Origin of the sequence: Halomonas sp. IOP_31, assembly GCF_021151495.1 — a bacterium.
In the GTDB taxonomy this organism is placed as follows: Bacteria; Pseudomonadota; Gammaproteobacteria; order Pseudomonadales; family Halomonadaceae; genus Modicisalibacter; species Modicisalibacter zincidurans.
Window position 1 is genome coordinate 38,023 of the sequence record NZ_JAIRBP010000013.1, and the last position, 20,369, is coordinate 58,391.

The 20,369-nt window shown below is 65.8% G+C and carries 24 protein-coding genes; 14 read left to right on the forward strand and 10 right to left on the reverse strand.

The window, feature by feature from the left end:
* Positions 1-15: 15 nt before the first annotated feature.
* The gene (locus tag K7I12_RS08780) at positions 16-687 is read right to left on the reverse strand and encodes a 2OG-Fe(II) oxygenase (RefSeq protein ID WP_231663922.1); all 672 of its coding nucleotides are present in this window, start codon (positions 685-687) and stop codon (positions 16-18) included.
* An 8-nt stretch (positions 688-695) separates the two neighbouring features.
* A complete protein-coding gene (locus tag K7I12_RS08785; RefSeq protein WP_031384255.1) occupies positions 696-1,331 on the reverse strand; it encodes a CoA pyrophosphatase in 636 nt (211 codons plus the stop codon).
* Positions 1,332-1,420: 89 nt separating this feature from the next.
* On the opposite strand from K7I12_RS08785, the gene K7I12_RS08790 reads away from it, so the two are divergent.
* Complete coding sequence (locus tag K7I12_RS08790; RefSeq protein WP_031384254.1) at positions 1,421-1,978, forward strand: NUDIX hydrolase; 558 nt, start codon at positions 1,421-1,423, stop codon at positions 1,976-1,978.
* A 183-nt stretch (positions 1,979-2,161) separates the two neighbouring features.
* On the opposite strand, the gene K7I12_RS08795 is transcribed toward K7I12_RS08790, so the two are convergent.
* Positions 2,162-2,692, reverse strand: a complete 531-nt coding sequence (locus K7I12_RS08795; protein WP_231663924.1) for a TspO/MBR family protein — start codon at positions 2,690-2,692, stop codon at positions 2,162-2,164.
* Positions 2,689-3,000: a Nif3-like dinuclear metal center hexameric protein gene (locus K7I12_RS08800; RefSeq protein WP_031384252.1), complete on the reverse strand. Its 312-nt coding sequence runs from the start codon at positions 2,998-3,000 to the stop codon at positions 2,689-2,691. Before K7I12_RS08800 ends, K7I12_RS08795 begins: the two co-directional genes overlap by 4 nt.
* A 133-nt stretch (positions 3,001-3,133) precedes the next feature.
* Between K7I12_RS08800 and ftsB the strand changes: the two genes are divergently transcribed.
* From ftsB to lpxL, 12 genes are all read left to right on the forward strand, one after another.
* Entirely contained in the window at positions 3,134-3,460 is a 327-nt protein-coding gene (ftsB, locus tag K7I12_RS08805; RefSeq protein WP_031384251.1) for a cell division protein FtsB, read from the forward strand.
* Positions 3,457-4,227, forward strand: a complete 771-nt coding sequence (gene ispD / locus K7I12_RS08810; protein WP_051907479.1) for a 2-C-methyl-D-erythritol 4-phosphate cytidylyltransferase — start codon at positions 3,457-3,459, stop codon at positions 4,225-4,227. The genes ftsB and ispD overlap by 4 nt, the downstream gene beginning before the upstream one ends.
* Complete coding sequence (ispF, locus tag K7I12_RS08815) at positions 4,227-4,736, forward strand: 2-C-methyl-D-erythritol 2,4-cyclodiphosphate synthase (protein ID WP_031384249.1); 510 nt, start codon at positions 4,227-4,229, stop codon at positions 4,734-4,736. Before ispD ends, ispF begins: the two co-directional genes overlap by 1 nt.
* Positions 4,729-5,802, forward strand: a complete 1,074-nt coding sequence (truD, locus tag K7I12_RS08820; RefSeq protein WP_031384248.1) for a tRNA pseudouridine(13) synthase TruD — start codon at positions 4,729-4,731, stop codon at positions 5,800-5,802. Before ispF ends, truD begins: the two co-directional genes overlap by 8 nt.
* 23 nt (positions 5,803-5,825) lie before the next feature.
* Positions 5,826-6,581: a 5'/3'-nucleotidase SurE gene (surE, locus tag K7I12_RS08825; protein WP_031384247.1), complete on the forward strand. Its 756-nt coding sequence runs from the start codon at positions 5,826-5,828 to the stop codon at positions 6,579-6,581.
* Between the two features lie 16 nt (positions 6,582-6,597).
* Positions 6,598-7,233 (forward strand): protein-L-isoaspartate(D-aspartate) O-methyltransferase, encoded by a 636-nt coding sequence (locus K7I12_RS08830; protein WP_231663925.1) that lies wholly within the window; start codon positions 6,598-6,600, stop codon positions 7,231-7,233.
* Between the two features lie 62 nt (positions 7,234-7,295).
* Positions 7,296-8,225, forward strand: coding sequence for a DUF368 domain-containing protein (locus tag K7I12_RS08835; RefSeq protein ID WP_031384245.1), 930 nt, complete (start codon positions 7,296-7,298; stop codon positions 8,223-8,225).
* A gap of 4 nt (positions 8,226-8,229) precedes the next feature.
* Complete coding sequence (locus tag K7I12_RS08840) at positions 8,230-9,441, forward strand: peptidoglycan DD-metalloendopeptidase family protein (protein WP_231663926.1); 1,212 nt, start codon at positions 8,230-8,232, stop codon at positions 9,439-9,441.
* 122 nt (positions 9,442-9,563) lie between these two features.
* A complete protein-coding gene (gene rpoS / locus K7I12_RS08845; protein WP_031384243.1) occupies positions 9,564-10,535 on the forward strand; it encodes an RNA polymerase sigma factor RpoS in 972 nt (323 codons plus the stop codon).
* A gap of 198 nt (positions 10,536-10,733) precedes the next feature.
* Positions 10,734-12,200 (forward strand): TolC family outer membrane protein, encoded by a 1,467-nt coding sequence (locus tag K7I12_RS08850; RefSeq protein WP_031384242.1) that lies wholly within the window; start codon positions 10,734-10,736, stop codon positions 12,198-12,200.
* A 158-nt stretch (positions 12,201-12,358) separates the two neighbouring features.
* Positions 12,359-13,462, forward strand: a complete 1,104-nt coding sequence (alr, locus tag K7I12_RS08855; protein ID WP_231663927.1) for an alanine racemase — start codon at positions 12,359-12,361, stop codon at positions 13,460-13,462.
* A 247-nt stretch (positions 13,463-13,709) separates the two neighbouring features.
* Positions 13,710-14,624, forward strand: coding sequence for an LpxL/LpxP family Kdo(2)-lipid IV(A) lauroyl/palmitoleoyl acyltransferase (gene lpxL / locus K7I12_RS08860; RefSeq protein WP_231663928.1), 915 nt, complete (start codon positions 13,710-13,712; stop codon positions 14,622-14,624).
* Between the two features lie 117 nt (positions 14,625-14,741).
* Here lpxL and ettA read toward each other — a convergent pair whose 3' ends face one another.
* The 4 genes from ettA to K7I12_RS08880 form a co-directional block, all read right to left on the reverse strand.
* Positions 14,742-16,403 (reverse strand): energy-dependent translational throttle protein EttA, encoded by a 1,662-nt coding sequence (ettA, locus tag K7I12_RS08865; RefSeq protein ID WP_231663929.1) that lies wholly within the window; start codon positions 16,401-16,403, stop codon positions 14,742-14,744.
* A 289-nt stretch (positions 16,404-16,692) separates the two neighbouring features.
* Positions 16,693-16,899: a PA3496 family putative envelope integrity protein gene (locus K7I12_RS08870; protein WP_031384238.1), complete on the reverse strand. Its 207-nt coding sequence runs from the start codon at positions 16,897-16,899 to the stop codon at positions 16,693-16,695.
* A 136-nt stretch (positions 16,900-17,035) separates the two neighbouring features.
* Positions 17,036-17,497, reverse strand: coding sequence for a PAS domain-containing protein (locus tag K7I12_RS08875; protein WP_231663931.1), 462 nt, complete (start codon positions 17,495-17,497; stop codon positions 17,036-17,038).
* A gap of 237 nt (positions 17,498-17,734) precedes the next feature.
* On the reverse strand, positions 17,735-18,727 hold the full coding sequence (locus K7I12_RS08880) for a zinc transporter ZntB (RefSeq protein ID WP_231663932.1): 993 nt from the start codon (positions 18,725-18,727) through the stop codon (positions 17,735-17,737).
* A gap of 111 nt (positions 18,728-18,838) precedes the next feature.
* Between K7I12_RS08880 and K7I12_RS08885 the strand changes: the two genes are divergently transcribed.
* On the forward strand, positions 18,839-19,729 hold the full coding sequence (locus K7I12_RS08885) for a DMT family transporter (RefSeq protein ID WP_231663933.1): 891 nt from the start codon (positions 18,839-18,841) through the stop codon (positions 19,727-19,729).
* Here K7I12_RS08885 and K7I12_RS08890 read toward each other — a convergent pair.
* Both K7I12_RS08890 and K7I12_RS08895 read right to left on the reverse strand, forming a co-directional pair.
* The gene (locus K7I12_RS08890; protein WP_031384233.1) at positions 19,726-20,073 is read right to left on the reverse strand and encodes a type II toxin-antitoxin system RelE/ParE family toxin; all 348 of its coding nucleotides are present in this window, start codon (positions 20,071-20,073) and stop codon (positions 19,726-19,728) included. The two genes, K7I12_RS08885 and K7I12_RS08890, sit on opposite strands and share 4 nt — an antisense overlap.
* Positions 20,070-20,333 carry a type II toxin-antitoxin system Phd/YefM family antitoxin gene (locus K7I12_RS08895; RefSeq protein WP_031384232.1) on the reverse strand — a complete coding sequence of 88 codons (264 nt, stop codon included), beginning with the start codon at positions 20,331-20,333 and terminating at the stop codon, positions 20,070-20,072. The genes K7I12_RS08890 and K7I12_RS08895 overlap by 4 nt, the downstream gene beginning before the upstream one ends.
* Between the last annotated feature and the right edge of the window lie 36 nt (positions 20,334-20,369).

The window sequence follows — 20,369 nt, forward strand, 5'->3', positions numbered from 1 at the left end:
GCCGTGCCCGGCGGGTCAGCGCGCCGGGTCGATCACCCCGCCCAGCGAGGCGTTGCGGCGAAACCAGCCGGCGATGCTGGTACGCGGATAACGGGTCGGCAGCACCGCGTGCGGTACCCGGTCGGAGAAAAAGCATACCAAGGTGCCGGCTTCGGGACGCACCCGCGCGAGTTCGCGGGTGTCGTCGTGCTCGGCATAGATGGCCATCTCGCCGCCGCCGTCGGACGGCCAGTCGGGGGTCAGATAGAGCACCGTCGAGATCACCCGATTGGCGCGTCCCTGAAAGCTGTCGAGGTGGGTGCGGTAGAAGCTGCCGGGCGGGTAGTGGGCGAAGTGCGCCTCGAACTCGAACAGCCCCAGGTACAGCGCCTGGTTGATCTGCCCCTGCAGCTCGGCCATCAACGCCAGGTAGTCGCGCTGGGCCTGGCTGTCGCGATTCAGCCAATGAATGGCGTCGCCTCGGATATCGCGGCGCAGCCGGTGCGCCTCGCCGCGGCCGATCCCCGCGGTTTGCAAGGCGCGATGTTCGGCGAGCGTGTGGACCTCGGCGTGCAGGGCGCGGCACAGCGCCGGGTCGAAAAAGCGCTCGCCGACGAACCAGCCGTGGTCGACGAGCCGGTCGACCAGCGTCGTCAGCGCGGTACCATCGAGCCCCGAGAGCGGATTGGCGGAATCTGGCGCAAGCATTGGGTGGCCTAAGCGTCGATGTCGGGAATCGTCCGGCGGCGTTCCGGCCGGTAGCGCAGCGGGCTGTCGGGCGGCGCGTGGTCCAGACTCACCGGGCAGCCGAAGCCCTCGGCGAGTAGCTCGACCAGCATCATCGCCGACAGCCCCCAGATGACATGCCCCTCGGCGGGGTAGCTGGGCACGTAGCGCGGTACGCCATCGACCTCGATGACGTCGGTATGGCTGCGCCGATCGTCGAGGAAGAAGCGCAGCGGCACCTCGAAGATGGTATCGAGCTCGCCGAGTTGCGGGCGCAGCGCCAGGTCGGCGGGGATCACCCCGACGAACGGGGTGACGCGGATGCCGTGCAGCGAGATCACGTCGCTCAAGCGGCCGAGCAGACGCACCCGCCCGGGCGCCAGGGCGATCTCTTCCTCGGCCTCGCGCAGCGCGGTGGTCAGCAGGTCCGGGTCCTGGGGTTCGCGCTTGCCGCCGGGAAAGGCCACCTGACCGGCATGCTGCTTGAGATGCCCGGCGCGCCGGGTGAACAGCAGCGTCGGCTCGGCACGCTCGACGATCGGCAGCAACACTGCCGCCCGGGGCAGGGCGAGGCCGACCTTGCGCGGCGTGTGCGCTTGCAGGCGCTCGTGAAGTGTCTCTAACATGGGCGTTCCGAGAATTTAATGTTCTTATTATCCAGCCGGCCAGCCGAAAAAAGAAGGCGTCAAGCGACGTCGTGCCGCCCGAGGAGCCCATGAATTTCTGCAGTCACTGCGGCCAGCCCGTGCGTTTCGCGATCCCCGAGGGCGACGACCGCCCGCGCTATCTGTGCGACACCTGCGGCACCATCCACTATCAGAATCCGCGCATCGTCGCCGGCACGCTGCCGGTGCGCGACGAGCGCGTGCTGCTGTGTCGGCGTGCCATCGCCCCGCGTCACGGTTACTGGACGCTGCCGGCCGGGTTCATGGAAAACGCCGAGACGACCCGCGAGGCGGCGACCCGCGAAACCCGCGAAGAGGCCTGTGCCGAGGTCGAGCTGCAGGATTTGTACACATTGATCAACCTACCGCACATCGACCAGGTCTACATGATCTTTCGTGCCGAGCTCACGGGTGGTTTCGCCGCCGGCCCGGAAAGCCTGGAAGTGGCGATGTTCGCCGAGCACGAGATCCCCTGGGACGCGCTGGCGTTTCCCACCATCGAGCGCACCCTGCGCCATTATTTCAGCGATCGCCGTCAGGGCGACTTTCCGCTGCATGTCAGCGACATCGGCGAGGAAGACCGCGAGCGCTATTTCGGCAGCGCCTGACCACTGAGCTTCTGCGCACTGTCATCGGGAATAAATGGGTTCTTCGCAGATCAGCGTGAAACGTCAAGGCCTCGCTATTGGGAATAAATTGCCTCCCACGCGACCCGGCCTGGATGGCCATTTGGAGCATGGGGCCGGGGATTTTTGTGGGAGGGAACTCGTTCCCGATTGGCGCCGTGCGATTCACCCCAGCAGTTGCGGGTTGAGTTGCCATACGCTGTAGGTCAGCGCCATGGCCAGCGACACCCAGACGAGATAGGGCAACAACAGAAGTCCAGCCAGCGGGCGTACGCGCCAGAAGGCGATGAACATGACGAGGATCATGCTCCACAGCAGGATGACCTCGACAAGGGCCAGCGCCCCCAGGTGCCAGACGAAGAACAGCCAGCTCCATAACGCATTGACGGCGAGCTGGACGAGAAACAGCGCCAGCGCACCCCGCTGCCGGCGCCAGCCGCCTTCACGCCAGACCAGCCACGCAGCGATGCCCATCAGCGCGAAGAGCGTCGTCCATACCGGCCCGAAGGCACCGGCGGGCGGCGCCCAGCTGGGTTGCGCGAGAGCGGCGTAGAACTGCGTGGCATTCACCGAGGCAATGGCGCCGATCCCGGCGGTCATGAAACTGACCGCCAGCCAGCCGGCGAGACCGAGGGTCTGATGACGCCGATGTAAGCGTCTTGCATTTGCCTGAATGCTTCCATATCTATATGTCATATGTCCTCCAGCCGCCACACTTCATAGGCCGGTTCCTCGTAGGGGTGGGCCAGCTTGAGCGCGGCGACCGCGGCGTGGATGCGCTCGTCGCGGCAGACCAGCTCGACCTTGAGCTCGTCGACCCGTTCGAGCTGGCCGACCCGGCCGATATGCGGGTCGGCGCCGCCCATGGGACGAAACTGGCCGGTGCCCCGAGTCTGGAAGCAGCACGCTTCATAATCGCCGATGCGTCCGGCGCCGCTCTCGAACACGGCCTCCTTGACGGCCTCGGCGGCGTCGACGGGGATGAAGAACGCGAGCTTGTACATAAACGTCTCCAGTGGGCTTACGGGTAATGACGAACGCACAGCAAAGCCGATCAGCGATGGGGCCGGGCGTCGGCAATCGCCGCTTCATGATGGCATAATGCCCGGCGATGCCTAAACCGAAACGGATATCCGCATGCTCAAGTGGCTTGGCGTATTGTTGATCGCGCTGCTCGGCCTGCTGCAGTACAGCCTGTGGTTCGGCGAGGGCGGGCTGCGCGAGCTGACACTTATTCGCGCCCGCGCCGATTCGCTGGCGGCGGAGAACGACACCCAGCGGGCGCGCAACGAGCGTCTGGCCGCCGAGGTCGTCGATCTCAAGAATGGCCTCGATGCCATCGAGGAGCGCGCGCGCAGCGACATCGGCATGGTGCGCCAGGACGAGCAGTTCTTCTGGGTGCCTGGCGTCGAGGGCAGCGCTGGTGAGTCGGGCCGGGCCCCGAGCACCGGGAGCGGCTCATGAACGGGACGCCGTTGTGGCTGATCGTGCCGGCCGCCGGCCAGGGGCGGCGGATGGCCGCGGATCGCCCCAAGCAGTATCTGCAACTGGCCGGCCGGCCGGTGCTCGCGCAGACCCTGGCGCGGCTTCATGCGACCTTCCCCACGGCGCGCTTGTTGCTCTGCCTTGACCCCAGGGACGCCTGGTTCGATCCGGCCTGGGTGCCGTTCGCCGACTGGCGGCGCGTCGACGGGGGCGTCGAGCGCGCCGCGAGCGTGGCGCTGGCGCTGACGGCGATCGCCGAGGAGGCCGCTGACGAGGATCTGGTGCTGGTCCACGACGTTGTCCGGCCCTGCGTGCATGGCGACGACCTGACCCGGCTGCATGCCGCGCTGGTCGACGAGCCGATGGGGGCGCTGCTGGCCGTGCCGGTGGCCGACACCATGAAGCGCGCCGATGCCGCCGGCCGGGTCGCGACCACCGAGCCGCGTGACGGGCTGTGGCACGCGCTGACGCCGCAGGGTTTTCGCTATGCGCTGCTGCGTCGGGCACTCGACGAGGCCGGGCGCAGCAGCGTGGCGATCACCGACGAAGCCTCGGCCGTCGAGGCGCTGGGCCTGTCGCCGCGGCTGGTGGCCGGGCGTCGTGACAATCTCAAGATCACCCATCCCGAAGACCTGGGCCTGGCTGAGCAGATCCACGCCGCGCAGATTCTCGCGGCCCAGCACCCGGCGTCCGCCGGCCGCGTGCCGGACGCCGACCACCGCAACCCTGGAGAGACCCGCGCATGATGCGAATCGGCCACGGCTTCGACGTCCATCGCTTCGGCGATGGCGATCATCTGATGATCGGCGGCGTGCGCATCGCCCACGATCACGGCTTCATCGCCCACTCCGACGGCGACGTGCTGCTCCACGCGCTCTGCGATGCGCTGCTCGGCGCCTGTGCGCTGGGCGATATCGGCCACCTGTTTCCCGACGACGACGAGCGCTGGGCCGGCGCCGACAGCCGCGGCCTGCTGCGCGACGTCGTCGCGCGCCTCGCCGCGGCCGGCTGGCGGATCGCCAACGTCGATGCCACGCTGATCGCCCAGGCGCCCAGGCTGGCCCCGCATATCGCCGCCATGCGCGCAGTCATCGCCGAGGACCTGGGCGTGGCGCTCGGCGCGGTCAACGTCAAGGCCACCACCACCGAGCGGCTGGGCTTCACCGGGCGCGGCGAGGGCATCGCCGCCGAGGCGGTGGCGCTGCTCGAAGGCCGCCAGGATGAACGCAACAACGGCGAGCCAGCGCATGGCTGAAGCCGCCGAGACCCCGCGGCCGGGCTGGCCGCCACACTGGCCTTGCGCCCACGGCGGCCCGCTGGCGGCGGGCGACTACCGCGCCAGCCCCGAGGACTTCGTGGTCGAGGAGTGCCTGGATTTCGCCCCCGAGGGCCACGGCGAGCATCTCTGGCTGTGGCTCGAGAAGCGCGACCTGAGCACCGCCGAGCTGGCCCGGCGCCTGGCCCGGGCCTGCGCGGTCACGCCCCGCGACATCGGCTTTTCGGGGATCAAGGACCGTTTCGCGGTGACCCGTCAATGGCTGTCGGTGCATCTGCCGGGACGTGAAGCGCCGGACGATCTCGACGTGCGCCTGGGCGACATGCCGGTCTGCGTGCTGGCCCATGCGCGCCACCCGCGCAAGCTCAAGCGCGGCGTGCATCGTCGCAACCGCTTTTTGTTGCGGCTGAGCGGCCCGATCGTCGCCCATCCCGAGCTCGAGACGCGCTGGCAGCGCCTCGTCGCGGCCGGCGTGCCCAACTATTTCGGTCCCCAGCGCTTCGGTGTCGAGGGCCGTAACCTGACCCGCGCCTGTGGCATACTCGCCAGGGGCTGGCGCAAGCGCGACGACCGTCAGGGAATGATGCTATCGACCGCGCGCAGCTATCTGTTCAACGAGCTGTTGGCGGCGCGCATCCGCGCCGGCGACTGGGCGATGCCGCTGGCCGGCGACGTGGTGATGCTCGACGGCACGCAGAGCCAGTTCGTCGCCGATGCGGACGCCGGGTTGCCGGGCGGCGCGCCGCTGGCCGCGCGCGCCGCGCGGCTCGATCTGCATCCCGCCGGGCCGCTGTGGGGCGCGGGGGTGAGCGAGGCGAGGGCCGAGCCGGCGAACCACGAGCGCCGCCTGGCAAGCGACAATGCCGCGCTGTGCAGCGCTCTTGAGCGCAGCGGCGTGCGCCTGGCCCGGCGCGCGCTGCGCATCCGGCTGATCGAGCCGCGTCTCGAACGCCGTGGCGCGACGCTCGAGATCGATTTCGAATTGCCGCGCGGCGCCTTCGCCACGGCGGTGCTGCGCGAACTGATCGTGCATCCCACGCTGTAGCGTCGGGATATAAAGGAGACACGATGCGTAAATTGCTGCTTTCCAATGACGATGGCGTTCATGCGCCGGGACTCAAGGCGCTCTACGAGGCGCTCAGCGTGCATGCGCGGCTGCGCGTGGTGGCGCCGGATCGCGACAAGAGCGGGGCGAGCAACTCGCTGACCCTGTCGAGGCCGCTGGCGCTTTCGGCCCTCGACAACGGCTTCTACAGCGTCGACGGTACGCCAGCCGACTGCGTCTACCTGGGGGTCAACGGGATATGGGACGAGAAGCCCGACCTGGTGATCTCGGGCATCAACCACGGCGGCAACCTGGGCGACGACGTGCTCTATTCGGGCACCGTGGCGGCGGCGATGGAAGGCCGCAACCTGGGCATGGCGGCGATCGCCGTGTCGCTGGTCGGCGCCCAGCATTTCGAGACCGCCGGGCGGGTCGCGGCAAGCCTGGTGGGCGCGGCGGATACGTTGTCGCTGCCGCCGCGCAGCCTGCTCAACGTCAACGTGCCCGACCTGCCGTGGGAAGAGATCCGCGGCTTTCGCGTCACTCGCATGGGTTATCGCGGTCCGGCGCAGCGGCCGCTCGAGGTCGAGGACCCGCGCGGACGTACCCGCTACTGGATCGCCCCGGTCGGCGAGAACGCCGACGACGGCCCGGACACCGATTTCGCCGCGGTCGAGGCCGGTTACGTGTCGATCACTCCGCTGCACACCGATCTGACCCGGCATGCGGCGATCAGCGATGTACGGGGCTGGCTGGATGCGCTGTCTGGACAGGGGTGAGCTCAGCGGGATCGGCATGACCTCGCAGCGCACCCGCGATCGCATGGTCGCGCGGCTCGCCGAGGCCGGCATCGACGAGCCGCGGGTGCTCGAGGCGATGGCCCGCGAGCCGCGCCATCTGTTTCTTGACGAGGCCCTGGCGCACCGCGCCTATGAGGACTCATCGCTGCCCATCGGTCATGGCCAGACCCTGTCCCAGCCGTGGATGGTGGCGCGAATGAGCGAACTGGTGCTGGCCACCGAACCCGAGCGGGTGCTCGAGATCGGCACCGGCTCGGGCTATCAGACGCTGATTCTGTCGCGGCTGGTGCCGGCGGTCTGGTCGCTTGAGCGCATCCGGGTGCTGCAGGAACGCGCGCGCATGCGACTGGCGCGGCTGAGGGTCCACAATGTGCGGCTACGCTTGACCGACGGCGGTCATGGCTGGCCCCAAGCGGCGCCGTTCGACACCATTCTGCTCACCGCCTGCGCCAGCGAGCTGCCCGATGCGCTGCTGGCGCAACTTGGCGATGGCGGGACGTTGATCGCGCCGATCGAGGACGACGACGGCGAACAGTGGCTGACCCGCGTCGAGCGGCACGGCGAGCGCTACGAATATCAGCGGCTCGAGCGGGTCCGTTTCGTGCCGTTGCTGGAAGGCGTGATTCGTTGACAAGACGTGACTCAAGGAGCCAGCCATCGGCTGGTCGGGTAAAGCATGCAAGGAGTTCATCATTGAAACGAACAGTCTCGCTGTTCTTCAAGGGCGCCGGGATGGGCGCCGCCGATGCGGTACCGGGCGTTTCGGGAGGAACCATCGCCTTTGTCACCGGCATCTACGAAGAACTCATCGACACCATCCGGCGCTTCGGCCCGGACGCCTTGGGCGCCTGGCGTCGCGATGGCGCGCGCGGTCTGACGCGCCATCTCAATCTGGCGTTCTTGATCCCGCTGATGCTGGGCATCGCCATGAGCCTGGTCAGCGTCGCCCACCTGGTCACCTACCTGATGGACAATCAGCCACTGTTGCTCAACGCCTTCTTCTTCGGCCTGGTGCTCGCGTCGGCGGTGGTGGTCACCCGCCATATCGACGGTTGGCGGCTGTGGCATGTGCTGCTACTGGGGCTGGGCGTGCTGCTGGCGCAGCTGTTGCCGGGTCTGATGCCGGCGCTGGGTGGGCTCGGCGCTCTCAAGCTGGTGGTTGCCGGGGCGATTGCCATCAGCGCCATGCTGCTGCCCGGCATATCGGGCAGTTTCCTGTTGCTGAGCATGGGCCTTTACGGCACGGTAATGACGGGCATTAAGAGTCTTGATATAAGCCTGATCCTGCAGTTCGGACTCGGCTGTTTGATCGGGCTGGTGACGTTCTCGCGGCTGCTGGCGTGGCTGTTTCGCCATTACCATGCCGCCACGTTGCAGCTGCTGGCCGGGTTCATTGTCGGCTCGCTGCCGTTGCTCTGGCCATGGCGAGAAATGACGCGTTACCAACTGGGCCCCGAGCAACAGCTCATACCGCTCGACTATCGCTTTCTGTGGCCCCAGGAGTATGCCTCGCTGACCGGTGACCCGGCCCAGTTGTGGTCGGCGCTGGCGCTCATGGCCGTTGGCCTGGTGCTGGTACTGGCGGTGGGCGAACGTTCCACGTCATCCTTCAAGGAGCATTGAATTCATGCGCAAGGCCTTTCTGGTTTCGCTGCTGACCCTGACTGTGGCGGGCTGCGCCTCGTCCGGCAGTGCCCCTCAGGTCAGCGACCTGTCCGTCAGCCGCAATCAGCAACCCAAGCAAGCGGTCACCGTGCAGTCCGGCGATACCCTCTACGGCATCGCCTGGCGCAACAACATGGACTTTCGTGAGCTGGCGCGGATCAACGGCATCTCGCCACCCTATCGTATCGAGCCCGGCCAGACCCTGCGTCTAGACGCCGGGGCCGGCTCCCGGGGTCAGGCGCTGGCGTCCGCGGGGGCGTCGGGTACGCAAGCGAGCGCGATGGGCAACGCGTCCTCTGCCCAGGCGGCTGAACAGAACCCCGACTGGCTGGCCCCGGACACCCAGACGATCGAGCGTAACCGGCGACTGTCCGGCGAACCGCTGGACGGGGGAACGGCATCGCAGGCGCCCAGCAGCCAGGTGCTGGCGGGCGTCGGTGGCGCTGCCGGCCCCGGCCCCATCTACAACTTCGAGAGCCCGGGCGCCGATGGCCAGCTCAGCGAGCGCGAACGTCAGGAGCAGGCCGCTATCGCCCGTGAGCGGGCGCAGCGTGCCGCAACCGAAACCGCGAATACGGCTGACCGTGCCGCGAGCGAAAACTCGGTGGCAACGAGCGACACACAGGCGTCATCTTCCTCGGCTACAACGGACAGCCAGCAGCGTTCGACGCCCGCTGGCCAGAGCGCACCGGGTGCGTCGCAGTCCGGTTCATCGACCTCGGGCGCGACCGACGCCGGCACGGCGGTCGCCGGTGAGGCGAACGAGCCGAACGCGCAGCAGCGCAGCTACTCGCCGGTCGAGAATATTCCCTGGCAATGGCCCGCCGAGGGCGAGGTTGTTGGACGTTTTGGTGATGGATCTAACATCACCGCCGGCATTGATATAGCCGGGCAAAAGGGGCAACCTGTCAAAGCGGCAGGGCCGGGTATCGTGGTCTACGCAGGAGACGGCGTACGTGGCTATGGCAATCTCATTCTTATCAAGCACAACGATCGTTTTCTGAGTGCCTATGCGCACAACGACAGCCTTAAGGTCAAGGAAAACGACGTGGTCAAGGCGGGAGAAGTGATCGCCACCATGGGTAATACCGATGCCGATGGCGTCAAGTTGCACTTTGAGGTACGCAAGGAAGGCCAGCCTCAAGATCCCCTCGAGTACCTGCCATCGCGTTGAGGGGATCGTGATCGCCAACAGGGACGGACGACCGGTAATGCCGGTCGCCCCAGCCAGGCCAGAACAATAATTCGAGCCGGCCGATGGCTGCATTGAACGCAGCAGACAAACGGGGTAGCGACATGAGCATGCTTGAACGGGACCTTCAAGAAGTCGATCTCAACGAAGTGAATGCCGGCGTCGAGGTCGTCGACGACGGCGATGCCAAGCAGGAGGAAGCCTTCGAGAAGGCGCTTAGCCGCGAAGAGAGCAGCTACCACCAAAGCCTCGACGCCACCCAGATCTACCTCAATGAAATCGGGTTTTCCCCGTTGCTGACGCCCGAGCAGGAAGTGCATTTCGGGCGCCTCGCCCAGAAGGGCGATCCCGCCGGGCGGCAACGCATGATCGAGTCCAACCTGCGACTGGTGGTCAAGATCGCCCGACGTTATCTCAATCGCGGCCTGTCGCTACTGGATCTGATCGAGGAGGGCAATCTGGGCCTGATTCGCGCGGTCGAGAAGTTCGACCCCGAGCGCGGTTTTCGTTTTTCGACCTACGCGACCTGGTGGATTCGCCAGACCATCGAACGGGCGCTGATGAACCAGACCCGCACCATCCGCCTGCCGATTCACGTCGTCAAGGAACTCAACATCTACCTGCGCGCCGCCCGCGAGCTGACCCAGAAGCTCGACCACGAGGCGACCGCCGAGGAGATCGCCGAATTCCTCGACAAGCCGGTGGGCGCGGTCAAGCGGATGATGGGACTCAACGAGCGTGTCTCGTCGGTGGATTATCCGCTCGGCGGCGAGAGCGACAAGCCGCTGATCGAGACCCTGGCCGACGAGAACGACAGTGGTCCGGAATCCTCGCTCGTCGATGGAGACGTCAAGCAGCATGTCGACGACTGGCTGGCCGAGCTGACCGACAAGCAGATGGAGGTGGTCGTCCGCCGCTTTGGTCTGCGTGGTCACGAGGCGGCGACGCTCGAGGAGGTCGGCGAGGAGATCGGCCTGACCCGTGAGCGGGTGCGTCAGATCCAGGTCGAGGCGTTGAAGAAGCTGCGCCGCGTGCTGGATAAGCAGGGCCTCTCGCTGGACGCAATCTTCGAGTGAGGCGGAGTTGCCCACAAGAATCGAGGCATCGGCAAGCGCGGGCCCTGGCCCGCGCTTGCCGTTAGGCCGGCCATGCATTCGATGTGACTCTTTATTGTCCTTGGCCAAGCAAGGTACTGTCATTTGCTAAGCAAGCTAACATGCGGCATTGTATGTATAATGTCTGCCGTTATCGCTTGCTATCGAAAGGAAACATCGATGCCGTCACGTTCCGTCTCACTTCCGCACCCGTCGCCGCGGTCGGGCTTTGCCCGGCGGCTATTGTTCGTGCTGGTCGCTTCCGCATTGGGTGCCCAGGCCCAGGCTGCCGATCTCGCCACGATTGCCCGCGATGCCATGAAAAACAATGCCGATCTGGCCTCTTCGCGCGCCACGTTCAAGAGCGTCGAGGAAGCGCGTGATGTCCAGCGTGGCGATCTGTTGCCGCAGGTCAACGCTACCGCCAATGCCGCCAACAACCGCACGTTCGAGAGCCAGACAAGCACTGCGCGCGCCGGGGCGTCGCCCAACGACGATAACTACAATTCGGCAAGTGTCGGTATCGAGGCCACCCAGGCGTTGTTCGATGCGACCAACTGGTACGAATTGCAACGCGCCGAGGAGCAGATCGGCCAGCAGGCGCTGGTGCTGGAGGGCGAGCGCCAGCAGACGCTCTACGACGTTGCCGAGGCGTACTTCAATATCCTTCAGGCGCGCGATATCCTCGCTGCGCGGGTCGCCCAGGAGAAGGCGATCAGTCGTCAGCTCGAGCAGGCCCGCGAGCAGTTCGAGGTCGGCTTGATCGCGATCACCGACGTTAACGAGGCGCAGGCCAGCTATGACCTGGCGCGTGCCCAGCGCATCGCCGCCGAGAGCGATCTGCAGGTCAGCTTCGAGTCGCTCGAGCGGCTTACCGGCAAGCGTTACGACGCCATCAGTACGCTGTCCGAGACATTGCCCATCGAAGTTCCCCAGCCCAGCTCCCGGGATGCCTGGGTGACCCTGGCAATGGACAACAGCCCGATCCTGCTGGCCGCCAACCAGGCCATCAATGTCGCCAATCGCGACGTCGATGTCGCGCGGGCGGGCTACCTGCCGAGTCTCGACGCCTACGCCAGCTACGACTACGCGGACAGCGACAACGAATACCTCGTGGGCGAGAGCTCGGGTGCCGAGATCGGCCTGCGCGGTTCATGGGCGATCTTCAACGGCGGGAGCACCAGTGCCCAGATAAATAGCAATACCTATCAACTCGAGGCCACACAATACGACTTCGAATCGCAGCGTCGCTTGACCATTCAGCAGGTTCGCTCGCTGTACACTCAAGTGGTCAACGACGTCGAGACCGTCGAGGCCCAGCAGCAGGCGATCGTCTCCAATCGCAGCGCCCTGGAGGCCACACGCTCCGGTTACGAGGTAGGCACGCGCAACATCGTCGACGTGCTCGACGCCGAGCAGCGCCTGTATACCGCCCTGGCCAACTATGCCGAGGCGCGCTACAGCTACGTCATCGACCTGTTGGCCTTGCGCCGTGAGTCGGGCATTCTCGAGACCGCGACCTTGCAGGCCCTCAGCGAGTGGCTGCAGACCGGCGAGGAAGTTCGCCTCGCTCTGCCCAACGAAGAGGGCGGTCGCTACAAGGCGATGATGGACATCGGCGAGCCGCCGACGCCACCCAGCGAATAACGGCCGATTTGCCGTAGCCCCAAAGGCCGCCAGAAGCGCGACAATTCAGCGATCATCGCTGGATTGTCGCGCTGTTGAGTTCAGCTGCGTGAAATCATGATTCCGTTAGCAAATAATGGGTCCTTTGAATCCCGAACACGCCGTCTCAGGAGGCTCGCATGGCCCGGCCGCTCCATGCCGATATCGATCTCGACGCGCTTCGCCACAATTATCGCCTGGCACGCGATCTGGCGCCTTCCAGCCAGGCGCTGGCGGTGATCAAGGCCGATGCCTATGGGCATGGCGCCGTGGCCTGTGCCCGGGCGCTCGAGGATCTGGCGCCGGCCTTCGCCGTTGCCAGTCTCGAAGAGGCCGCCGTGTTGCGCGAGGCGGGAATCGCCAAGCCCATCGTGCTGCTCGAGGGAATCTTTGCCCATGACGAGCTCGAACGGGTCGATGCATGGGGATTGTGGCTCGTCGTGCACAGCGAGTGGCAGGTCGCGGCGCTGCTCGATTACCGGCCGCGCCGGCCGATTCCGACCTGGCTCAAGGTCGACTCCGGCATGCACCGGCTGGGCTTCGATCCGGCGCGGGCTAAGGCGCTATGGCAACGCCTTCGCGCCGTGCCCGAGCGGGTCACGGCGCTGCACCTGATGACCCATTTCGCCACCGCCGATGCGCTGGAGCCGGGCTATTTCCAATACCAGCTAGGGATGATCGAGGCGCTGGCGCAGCGACTCGGCGCGCCGACCTGTCTGGCCAACTCGCCGGCGACGCTGGCCTGGCCACAAGCGCATGGCGCCTGGAATCGGCCCGGGGTGATGCTCTACGGCAGCAACCCGCTCGAGGGCGAGAACGATGCCACGCGGGAACTCAGGCCGGTGATGACGCTGCGCTCCGAGTTGATCGCGGTGCGCGAGATCGCCGCCGGCGAGCCGGTGGGTTACGGCGGGCGCTGGCGAGCGCCGCGGCCGTCGCGGATCGGCGTGGTCGCCGCCGGCTATGGCGACGGTTACGATCGCCACGCCGCCGACGGCACCCCGGTGCTGGTCGACGGTCAACGCTGTTCGCTGGCCGGCAAGGTCTCCATGGATATGTTGACGGTGGATATCACCGATTTGCCCGAAGCCGATATCGGTAGCCGCGTGGTGCTCTGGGGCGAGGATGCGGCCAACGGCACGCGGCTGTCGATCGACGAGGTCGCCCGGCACTGCGACACCGTCAGCTACACGCTGCTGACCGGGATCTTGCCACGGGTGTCGCGGCGCTACCGCCAGCTCTGAAGAGGAAACCTGGCGGTCTGGTGGGAGGGGCTCGTTCCCGATGAAGGTGGCACAGGAGCATGGGTCGGGGGCCCTTGTGGGAGGGAACTCGTTCCCGATTGGCGCCGCCAGGCGCCCGGCATGGCCCGGCAGGCACAGTGGCCACCGCTATCGCGAATACATTCGCCCCCATCAACAGGCTGCACTGACGCTCCCCACGCCGATGGGTAAACTAGCCACTTTTCGCAGCATGACGGAAGCGCTTTCCATGACCGATACGACTTCGCCACGCTCCTTGGCCCATCCGCGCTACTGGCCGACCTGGCTATCGATCGGCCTGATGCGCCTGGGCGCCTGGCTGCCCTGGTCGCTCAAGCTGGCCGTCGGCCGGGCCATTGGCTGGTTGGCCTGGCGCTTCGGCAAGCGCCGCCGGCACATCACCGAAACCAACCTGCGGCTGTGTTTTCCCGAGCTCGACGAGCACCAGCGCGCCGGGCTGGTCAAGTCGACCTTTCTGGCCAACGGCATCGGCATTCTCGAGACGGCGACCGGCTGGTGTCGTGACCCCGAGCACCTGCGTCACCGCGTCACCTTCCGTGGTGAAGAGCACATGCACCGGGCGCTCGCCCAGGGCAAGGGCGCGCTGATCATCGGCATTCACTTCTCGACGCTCGACCTGGGCGGCGCGCTGCATTCGCTGTATTTCCCCGCCGACGTGGTCTATCGTCCGCACGACAATGCACTGTTCGAGCGCTTCATGACCCGCGCGCGCTCGCGGATCTTCGGCCAGGCGATCGACCGTCGCGACCTGCGCGGCGTGGTACGGCGCATCAAGGCCGGCCATGCGGTGTGGTATTCGCCGGACCAGGACTTCGGTCGCGATGCCAGCGTGTTCGCGCCGTTCTTCGGCGTCGAGGCGGCGACCGTCAGGCTCACGGCCAAGATCGCCCGCATGACCGGAGCGCCGGTGATGCCGCTGATCTTCCATCGCAACCCCGACGATCGCAGCTACACCCTGGAATACCTGCCGGCGCTGGAAGATTTCCCCAGCGGCGATGAAGTGGCCGACGCGACACGCATCAATGCGGTGATCGAGGCGGCGATCCGCCGCCAACCCGAGCAATACCTGTGGTTGCACCGGCGCTTCAAGACGCGTCCGCGTGGCGAGCCCGGCCTGTATTGACGCGCAGCGTCAATACAGGCCGGGCGCTGTAAGCTATAAGAAACCCCCACGACCCTGAGGTCCGTGGGGTTTTACTTACCGCTATAAGCTTACAGCTTATAGCTCCGGCGAAGCCGGTCAGGCGTCGATGCGCTTGTACTTCATGCGCTTGGGCGTGTCGCTGCCGACGCGCTTCCTGTGATCCGCTTCGTAATCGGTATAGTTGCCCTCGAAGAACACCACCTGCGATTCACCCTCGTAGGCCAGGATGTGCGTGGCGATGCGGTCGAGGAACCAGCGATCGTGAGAGATCACCATGGCGCAGCCGGGGAAGGCGAGCAGCGCCTCTTCCAGGGCGCGCAGGGTCTCGATGTCGAGATCGTTGGACGGCTCGTCGAGCAGCAGCACGTTGGCGCCCTGCTTGAGGGTCTGGGCCAGTTGCAGCCGGCCGCGTTCGCCGCCGGACAGCTCCGACAGGCGCTTCTGCTGATCGTTGCCCTTGAAGTTGAAGCGACCCACGTAGGCCCGCGACGACACTTCATAGCCATTGATGTTGAGCATGTCCTGGCCGCCGGAGACCGCTTCCCACACCGTCTGCTTGTCGTCGAGGGCATCGCGCAGCTGTTCGACATAGGCGATCTGGACCGTATCGCCGAGCACCACCTCGCCGCTGTCGGGGGTCTCGCTTTTGTTGATCATCCGGAACAGCGAGGACTTGCCCGCGCCGTTGCCGCCGACGATGCCGACGATCGCGCCCCTGGGTACCTGGAACGACAGGTTCTCGAACAGCAGCTTGTCGCCGTAGCGCTTGGCGACGTCGTGCAGTTCGATGACCTTGTCGCCGAGCCGCGGGCCGGGTGGGATGTAGATCTCGTTGGTCTCGTTGCGCTTCTGGAAGTCGCCGGACTGCATCTCCTCGAAGCGATTGAGGCGCGCCTTGCTCTTGGCCTGGCGGCCCTTGGCGTTGCTGCGCACCCACTCGAGCTCCTGCTTGATCGCCTTGTTGCGCGAGGCTTCCTGCTTGGCTTCCTGTTCGAGGCGCTTCTCCTTGGCTGCGAGCCAGTCGGAGTAGTTGCCTTCGAAAGGGATGCCCTGGCCGCGGTCGAGTTCGAGAATCCAGCCGGCGACGTTGTCGAGGAAGTAACGGTCGTGGGTGATCGCCACCACGGTACCCGAATAGTTGTGCAAGAAGCGCTCCAGCCAGGCCACCGATTCGGCATCCAGGTGGTTGGTCGGCTCGTCGAGCAGCAGCATGTCGGGATTCGACAACAGCAGCCGGCACAGCGCCACGCGGCGGCGCTCGCCGCCCGAGAGCACGCCGACATTGGCGTCCCAGGGGGGCAGGCGCAGCGCTTCGGCGGCGACTTCGAGCTTGCGCTCCAGGTTGTGGGCGTCGGCGGCCTCGATCAGGTTTTCCAGCCGCGCCTGCTCGGCGGCCAGCGCGTCGAAGTCGGCATCCGGCTCGGCGTAGGCGGCGTAGACGGCGTCGAGTTTTTCCTGCGCCTGCTTGATCTCGCCGACCGCTTCCTCGACGGTTTCGCGCACCGTCTTGTTGTCGTCGAGCTCGGGTTCCTGCGGCAGGTAGCCGACGTTCAGCCCCGGCATCGCCCGAGCTTCACCGTTGTATTCGGTATCGACGCCGGCCATGATCCGCAGCAGGGTCGATTTGCCCGAACCGTTCAGGCCGAGCACGCCGATCTTGGCGCCGGGAAAGAAGGACAGCGAGATATCCTTGAGGATCTCGCGCTTGGGGGGCACGATCTTGCCCACCCGGTTCATGGTGAAGACGTATTGCGCCATGGAAATCCGGTCGGTTGGAAATGAACGATGGGCCTCGATGATAGTGGCGGTCCAGCGGAAAGGCCAGCCAGCCGGTCTTGTGGGAGGCAACTTGTTCCCGATTGGCGCCGTCAGGCGCCCGGTATAGCCCGGCAAGTAAAGCTGCCCACCCGATCGCGAATAGATTCGCTCCCACGCGACCCGGCCCGGATGGCTCATTGGAGCATGGGTCGGGGGTTTTAGTGGGAGGGAACTTGTTCCCGATGGGTGTCAGCTATTCCACCGCCAATGAACCGCTCCCACGCAACGTCTACTCCTCCTCGTCGAGCCCGGTGAACCAGTCATCCTCGATGGCTTTCTTGAGGCGGCGCTCCTCGAGCAGGGCTTCGACCTGGCGGCGTGCGCGCAGGCTGTCGGCGCGACTGGCGCGGGGGCGTGTAAAGTGTTCGTCGTTGACGGCTTCGAAGAAGTCCTGCTCTTCGCTGGCCTGTTCTGCGATGAAGGATTCACGGCTCATGACCACCTACCTCCCTGACGCGGGTAGCTTCCGGGCATCCCGATGATGCCTTGGTCGCTATATAACGCCACCCGGCGCTCTGTACAAGAGGCTGAGGCCAATAAAATCCAGGCGCGTCGTCGTATGTGGGGCGGCCTCACTCGTGGCCGTGTTTCGTCCGTTCTTGCAACTCCTGTTGTTTCAGCCTGAGCGCCTCGAGTTCGGCCAGGGCCTCGGCGAGTTGCGTGACGTCTTTCTGCACGCCGATGAAGTAGGTCAACTGGTCCTGCTCGTCGAACAGCGGGGTAATCGACAGCTCGTTGTAGAACAGCGTGCCGTCCTTGCGATAGTTGCGCAACACCTCGCGGCACGGGCGATGCTCGCTGAGCGCCTGGCGGATGCGCGGCAGGGCGGGTTGATCGCGGTCGTCGTTCTGCAGAAAGCGGCAATCGCGGTAGAGGATCTCGTCGGCGCTGTAGCCGGTCAGGCGCTCGAATCCCTGGTTGACGTAGATCAGGATGGTCTCATCGCCTTCCTGCTCGGCGACCACGATACCGTCGACCGAGGCATCGACGATGCGTTCCAGCAACCGGGCGTCGATCATGGCGGGTCTTTTCATGCGCTTTGCTGTCCTGTGAGGTTGGCGTGCCGCGCGTACGCTGCTACAGAATTAGCATCATGGCCAGAGCGGGCAGGGATTTCAACGCGTTGAGCGTACCGGCCAGTCGCGTCCGGCTCGACCCGCAGCGCGATCTGGGGCATACCGAGAAGAAGTAAGAGGGAAGGTTGAAGAGGGGAGGCTGGAGCGGGAAGGTTGAACTTCCTTCTTCCCTCTTCCCTCTTCCTTCTTCCCTCTTCACCACCAATGCTTGCGCTTGAGCAGCGCCATCACGCCGATGCCCACCGCCACGGTAAGGGTGACGAAAAGCGTGAAACCGAGCGGGCTGTCGGTGCCGGGAATGCCGCCGACGTTGACGCCCAGCAGCCCGGTCAGAAAGCTCAGCGGCAGAAATACCGTGGTGACGATGGCCAGCATGTACATGCGCTTGTTGAGCTGTTCGTTGTGTTCGCTCCATAGCTGTTCCTGGAGAATCAGCGCGCGCTCCTGCATGGCGTTGAAGTCCTCGACGTAGCGCGACAGCTGGTTGGCGCTCTCGCGAATCGACACCTTGCTTTCGTCATCCAGCCACAGCGGGCCCTGAGCGAGCTGCGACAGACAGTCGCGCTGCGGACCCATGAAGCGCCGCAGGGTGATCAGCGGCCGGCGGATGCGGGTCAGCTCGTCGGCGTTGAGGTTGCCGCGGGCGGCGAGCTGGGCGTCCTCGAGCTCGGCCATGCGCTCCTCGAGCTGATGGGTGACATCGCCGACCTGGTCGACCAGCGTCTCGGCCAGCCAGGCGACCAGGTCGGGAACCGACAGCGCGCCTTCGCCGGCATCGATGCGCTCGCGGACCACGTTGACCGCATGCAGGGTGCGTCGACGCAGGGTGATCAGCCGCTTGGGGGTCATCCACACGCGCAGCGAGATCAGGTCGTCGGGGGCCGCGCCCGGGTTGAAGTTGATACCGCGCAGGGTGGTCACCACGCCACGCCCGAAGCGCGCGACCCGGGGCCGGGTATCCGCTTCGAGCAGCGCCTCGATTACCGCCTCCTCGAGCCCGGCCAGCGACCCCAGGTAGTCGGTGACGTCGTCGTGGCGGAAATCCAGGTGCAGCCACAGCGGGGCATTGTCGCTGTCCCAGGCGCGGTGCAGGGCCTCGTTATCGAGCTCTACGCCGCCCCCGCGGCCATCGAGACGGTAGGCGGTGACGAAGGCGCTTTCGACGGCTGTCGGCAATTGACTCGGCATGAACGGTTCCTTGTGGGCGGCGCCCCGGACTCGCCAGCGCTCGGCGGCCCGGCTAGGCTGTTCGCCTCATCCTAATGGAAGCCGCGCCAGGCGTGGAAGCGGGGGAACGAGATGACGCGCGATCAACGGGCGATGCTTTGCGGCGTCGGGGCGGTGGGGCTGTGGTCGACGGTGGCCACCGCCTTCAAGCTGGCGCTGGCCGGCATGACGCCGGCCGAGCTGATGTGGCTTGCCGCGCTGGTTTCGTGGTTGCTGATCGGCGTGCTGATGGTGCGCCGCGGGCAACTGGCCAGCGCCCTGCGCCATGGCTGGCGGACGGCTTTATGGGCCGGGCTGATGAACCCGGTGGCGTATTACCTGACGCTGTTTGCTGCCTACGACCGGCTGCCCGGGCAGGAGGCAATGGCGCTCAACTACACCTGGGCGCTGGCGATGGCGTTTCTCGCCGTGCCGATTCTCGGCCAGCGACTGACCCGTTTCGATGTGCTCGCCGGGCTGATCGCCTACGCCGGGGTGTGGACCATCGCCACCCGCGGGCAGGTGCTCGACGTGGCCTTCGCCGACCCGCTGGGGGTGGCGATGGCGCTGCTCTCGACGCTGCTGTGGGCGCTCTACTGGCTGCTCAACACCCGCGATCATCGCCAGCCGCTGGTGGCGCAATGGCAGAACTTCAGCGTCGGCCTGCCGGTGCTGACCGCCATCGTCGCCTTCGGCCCGGGGTTCAACTGGCACGGCTGGGCGAGCCTCGGCGCGGGCGTCTATGTGGGGCTGTTCGAAATGGGCTTCGCCTTCGTGCTGTGGCAGATGGCGGTGCATCAGGTCTCGCGCACCGCCAAGGTCTCCAACCTGATCTTCCTCTCGCCGCCGGTGTCGTTGCTGCTGCTGCACTTCATCGTCGGCGAGCCGATTCTGGCCTCGACGCTGATCGGCCTGGTGCTGATCCTCGCCGGGCTGGGTCTGCAGCAGTTGCAGAAGGCGCCGCTGCCGGTTTCAGAGCCTTAACGCAGCAATTGATACTCGAACAGCAACTGCTTGAAGTCCTGGCGCTGGTGGGCAAAGAGGTAGATGGAGACCTGGTTTTCCTCGGGCCAGAAGCGATAGATGACCCGATAGTCGTCGACCAGCAGCTCGCGATAATGGTCGACGCCCATTTCCAGGGCGATGCGACAGATACGATAGGTGCCGGGTCTTTGCGACAGCCGCTCCAACGTGCTTGAGAGCAATCGCAGGGAAAGCGCCTGGGCCTGATCGATCGGCATCTCCAGCTTGTCGATCAGAAAGTGCTCACAGGCCTCGAGCGTCGCATCTGCGGTTTGCTCGAAGGTGATCTCGACAGGCGAGTTCACATCGACTCGCCTCTGTCGGCTTCGTGGCGAGCTTCCAGCTTCGCCATGAATTCCTCGGCGCTCATGGTCTTGCCTTCCGCGCGGCTCTTTTCGCCCAGACTCAGCAGCTTGAGCAGGGCAATGGCTTGCTCCCGGCGCTCATGGGCGGCGTAGGATTCGACCACATAGGTCGGCTTGCCCTTCTGGGTGATCACCAGTGGTTCTTGCACATCCAGAGTGGCGGCGTTTTTCTTCAGGTAGCTGATGGTTTCGACACGCATGGCTCGCTTCTCCAGTTGAGTGGTCTTATCTTGGTC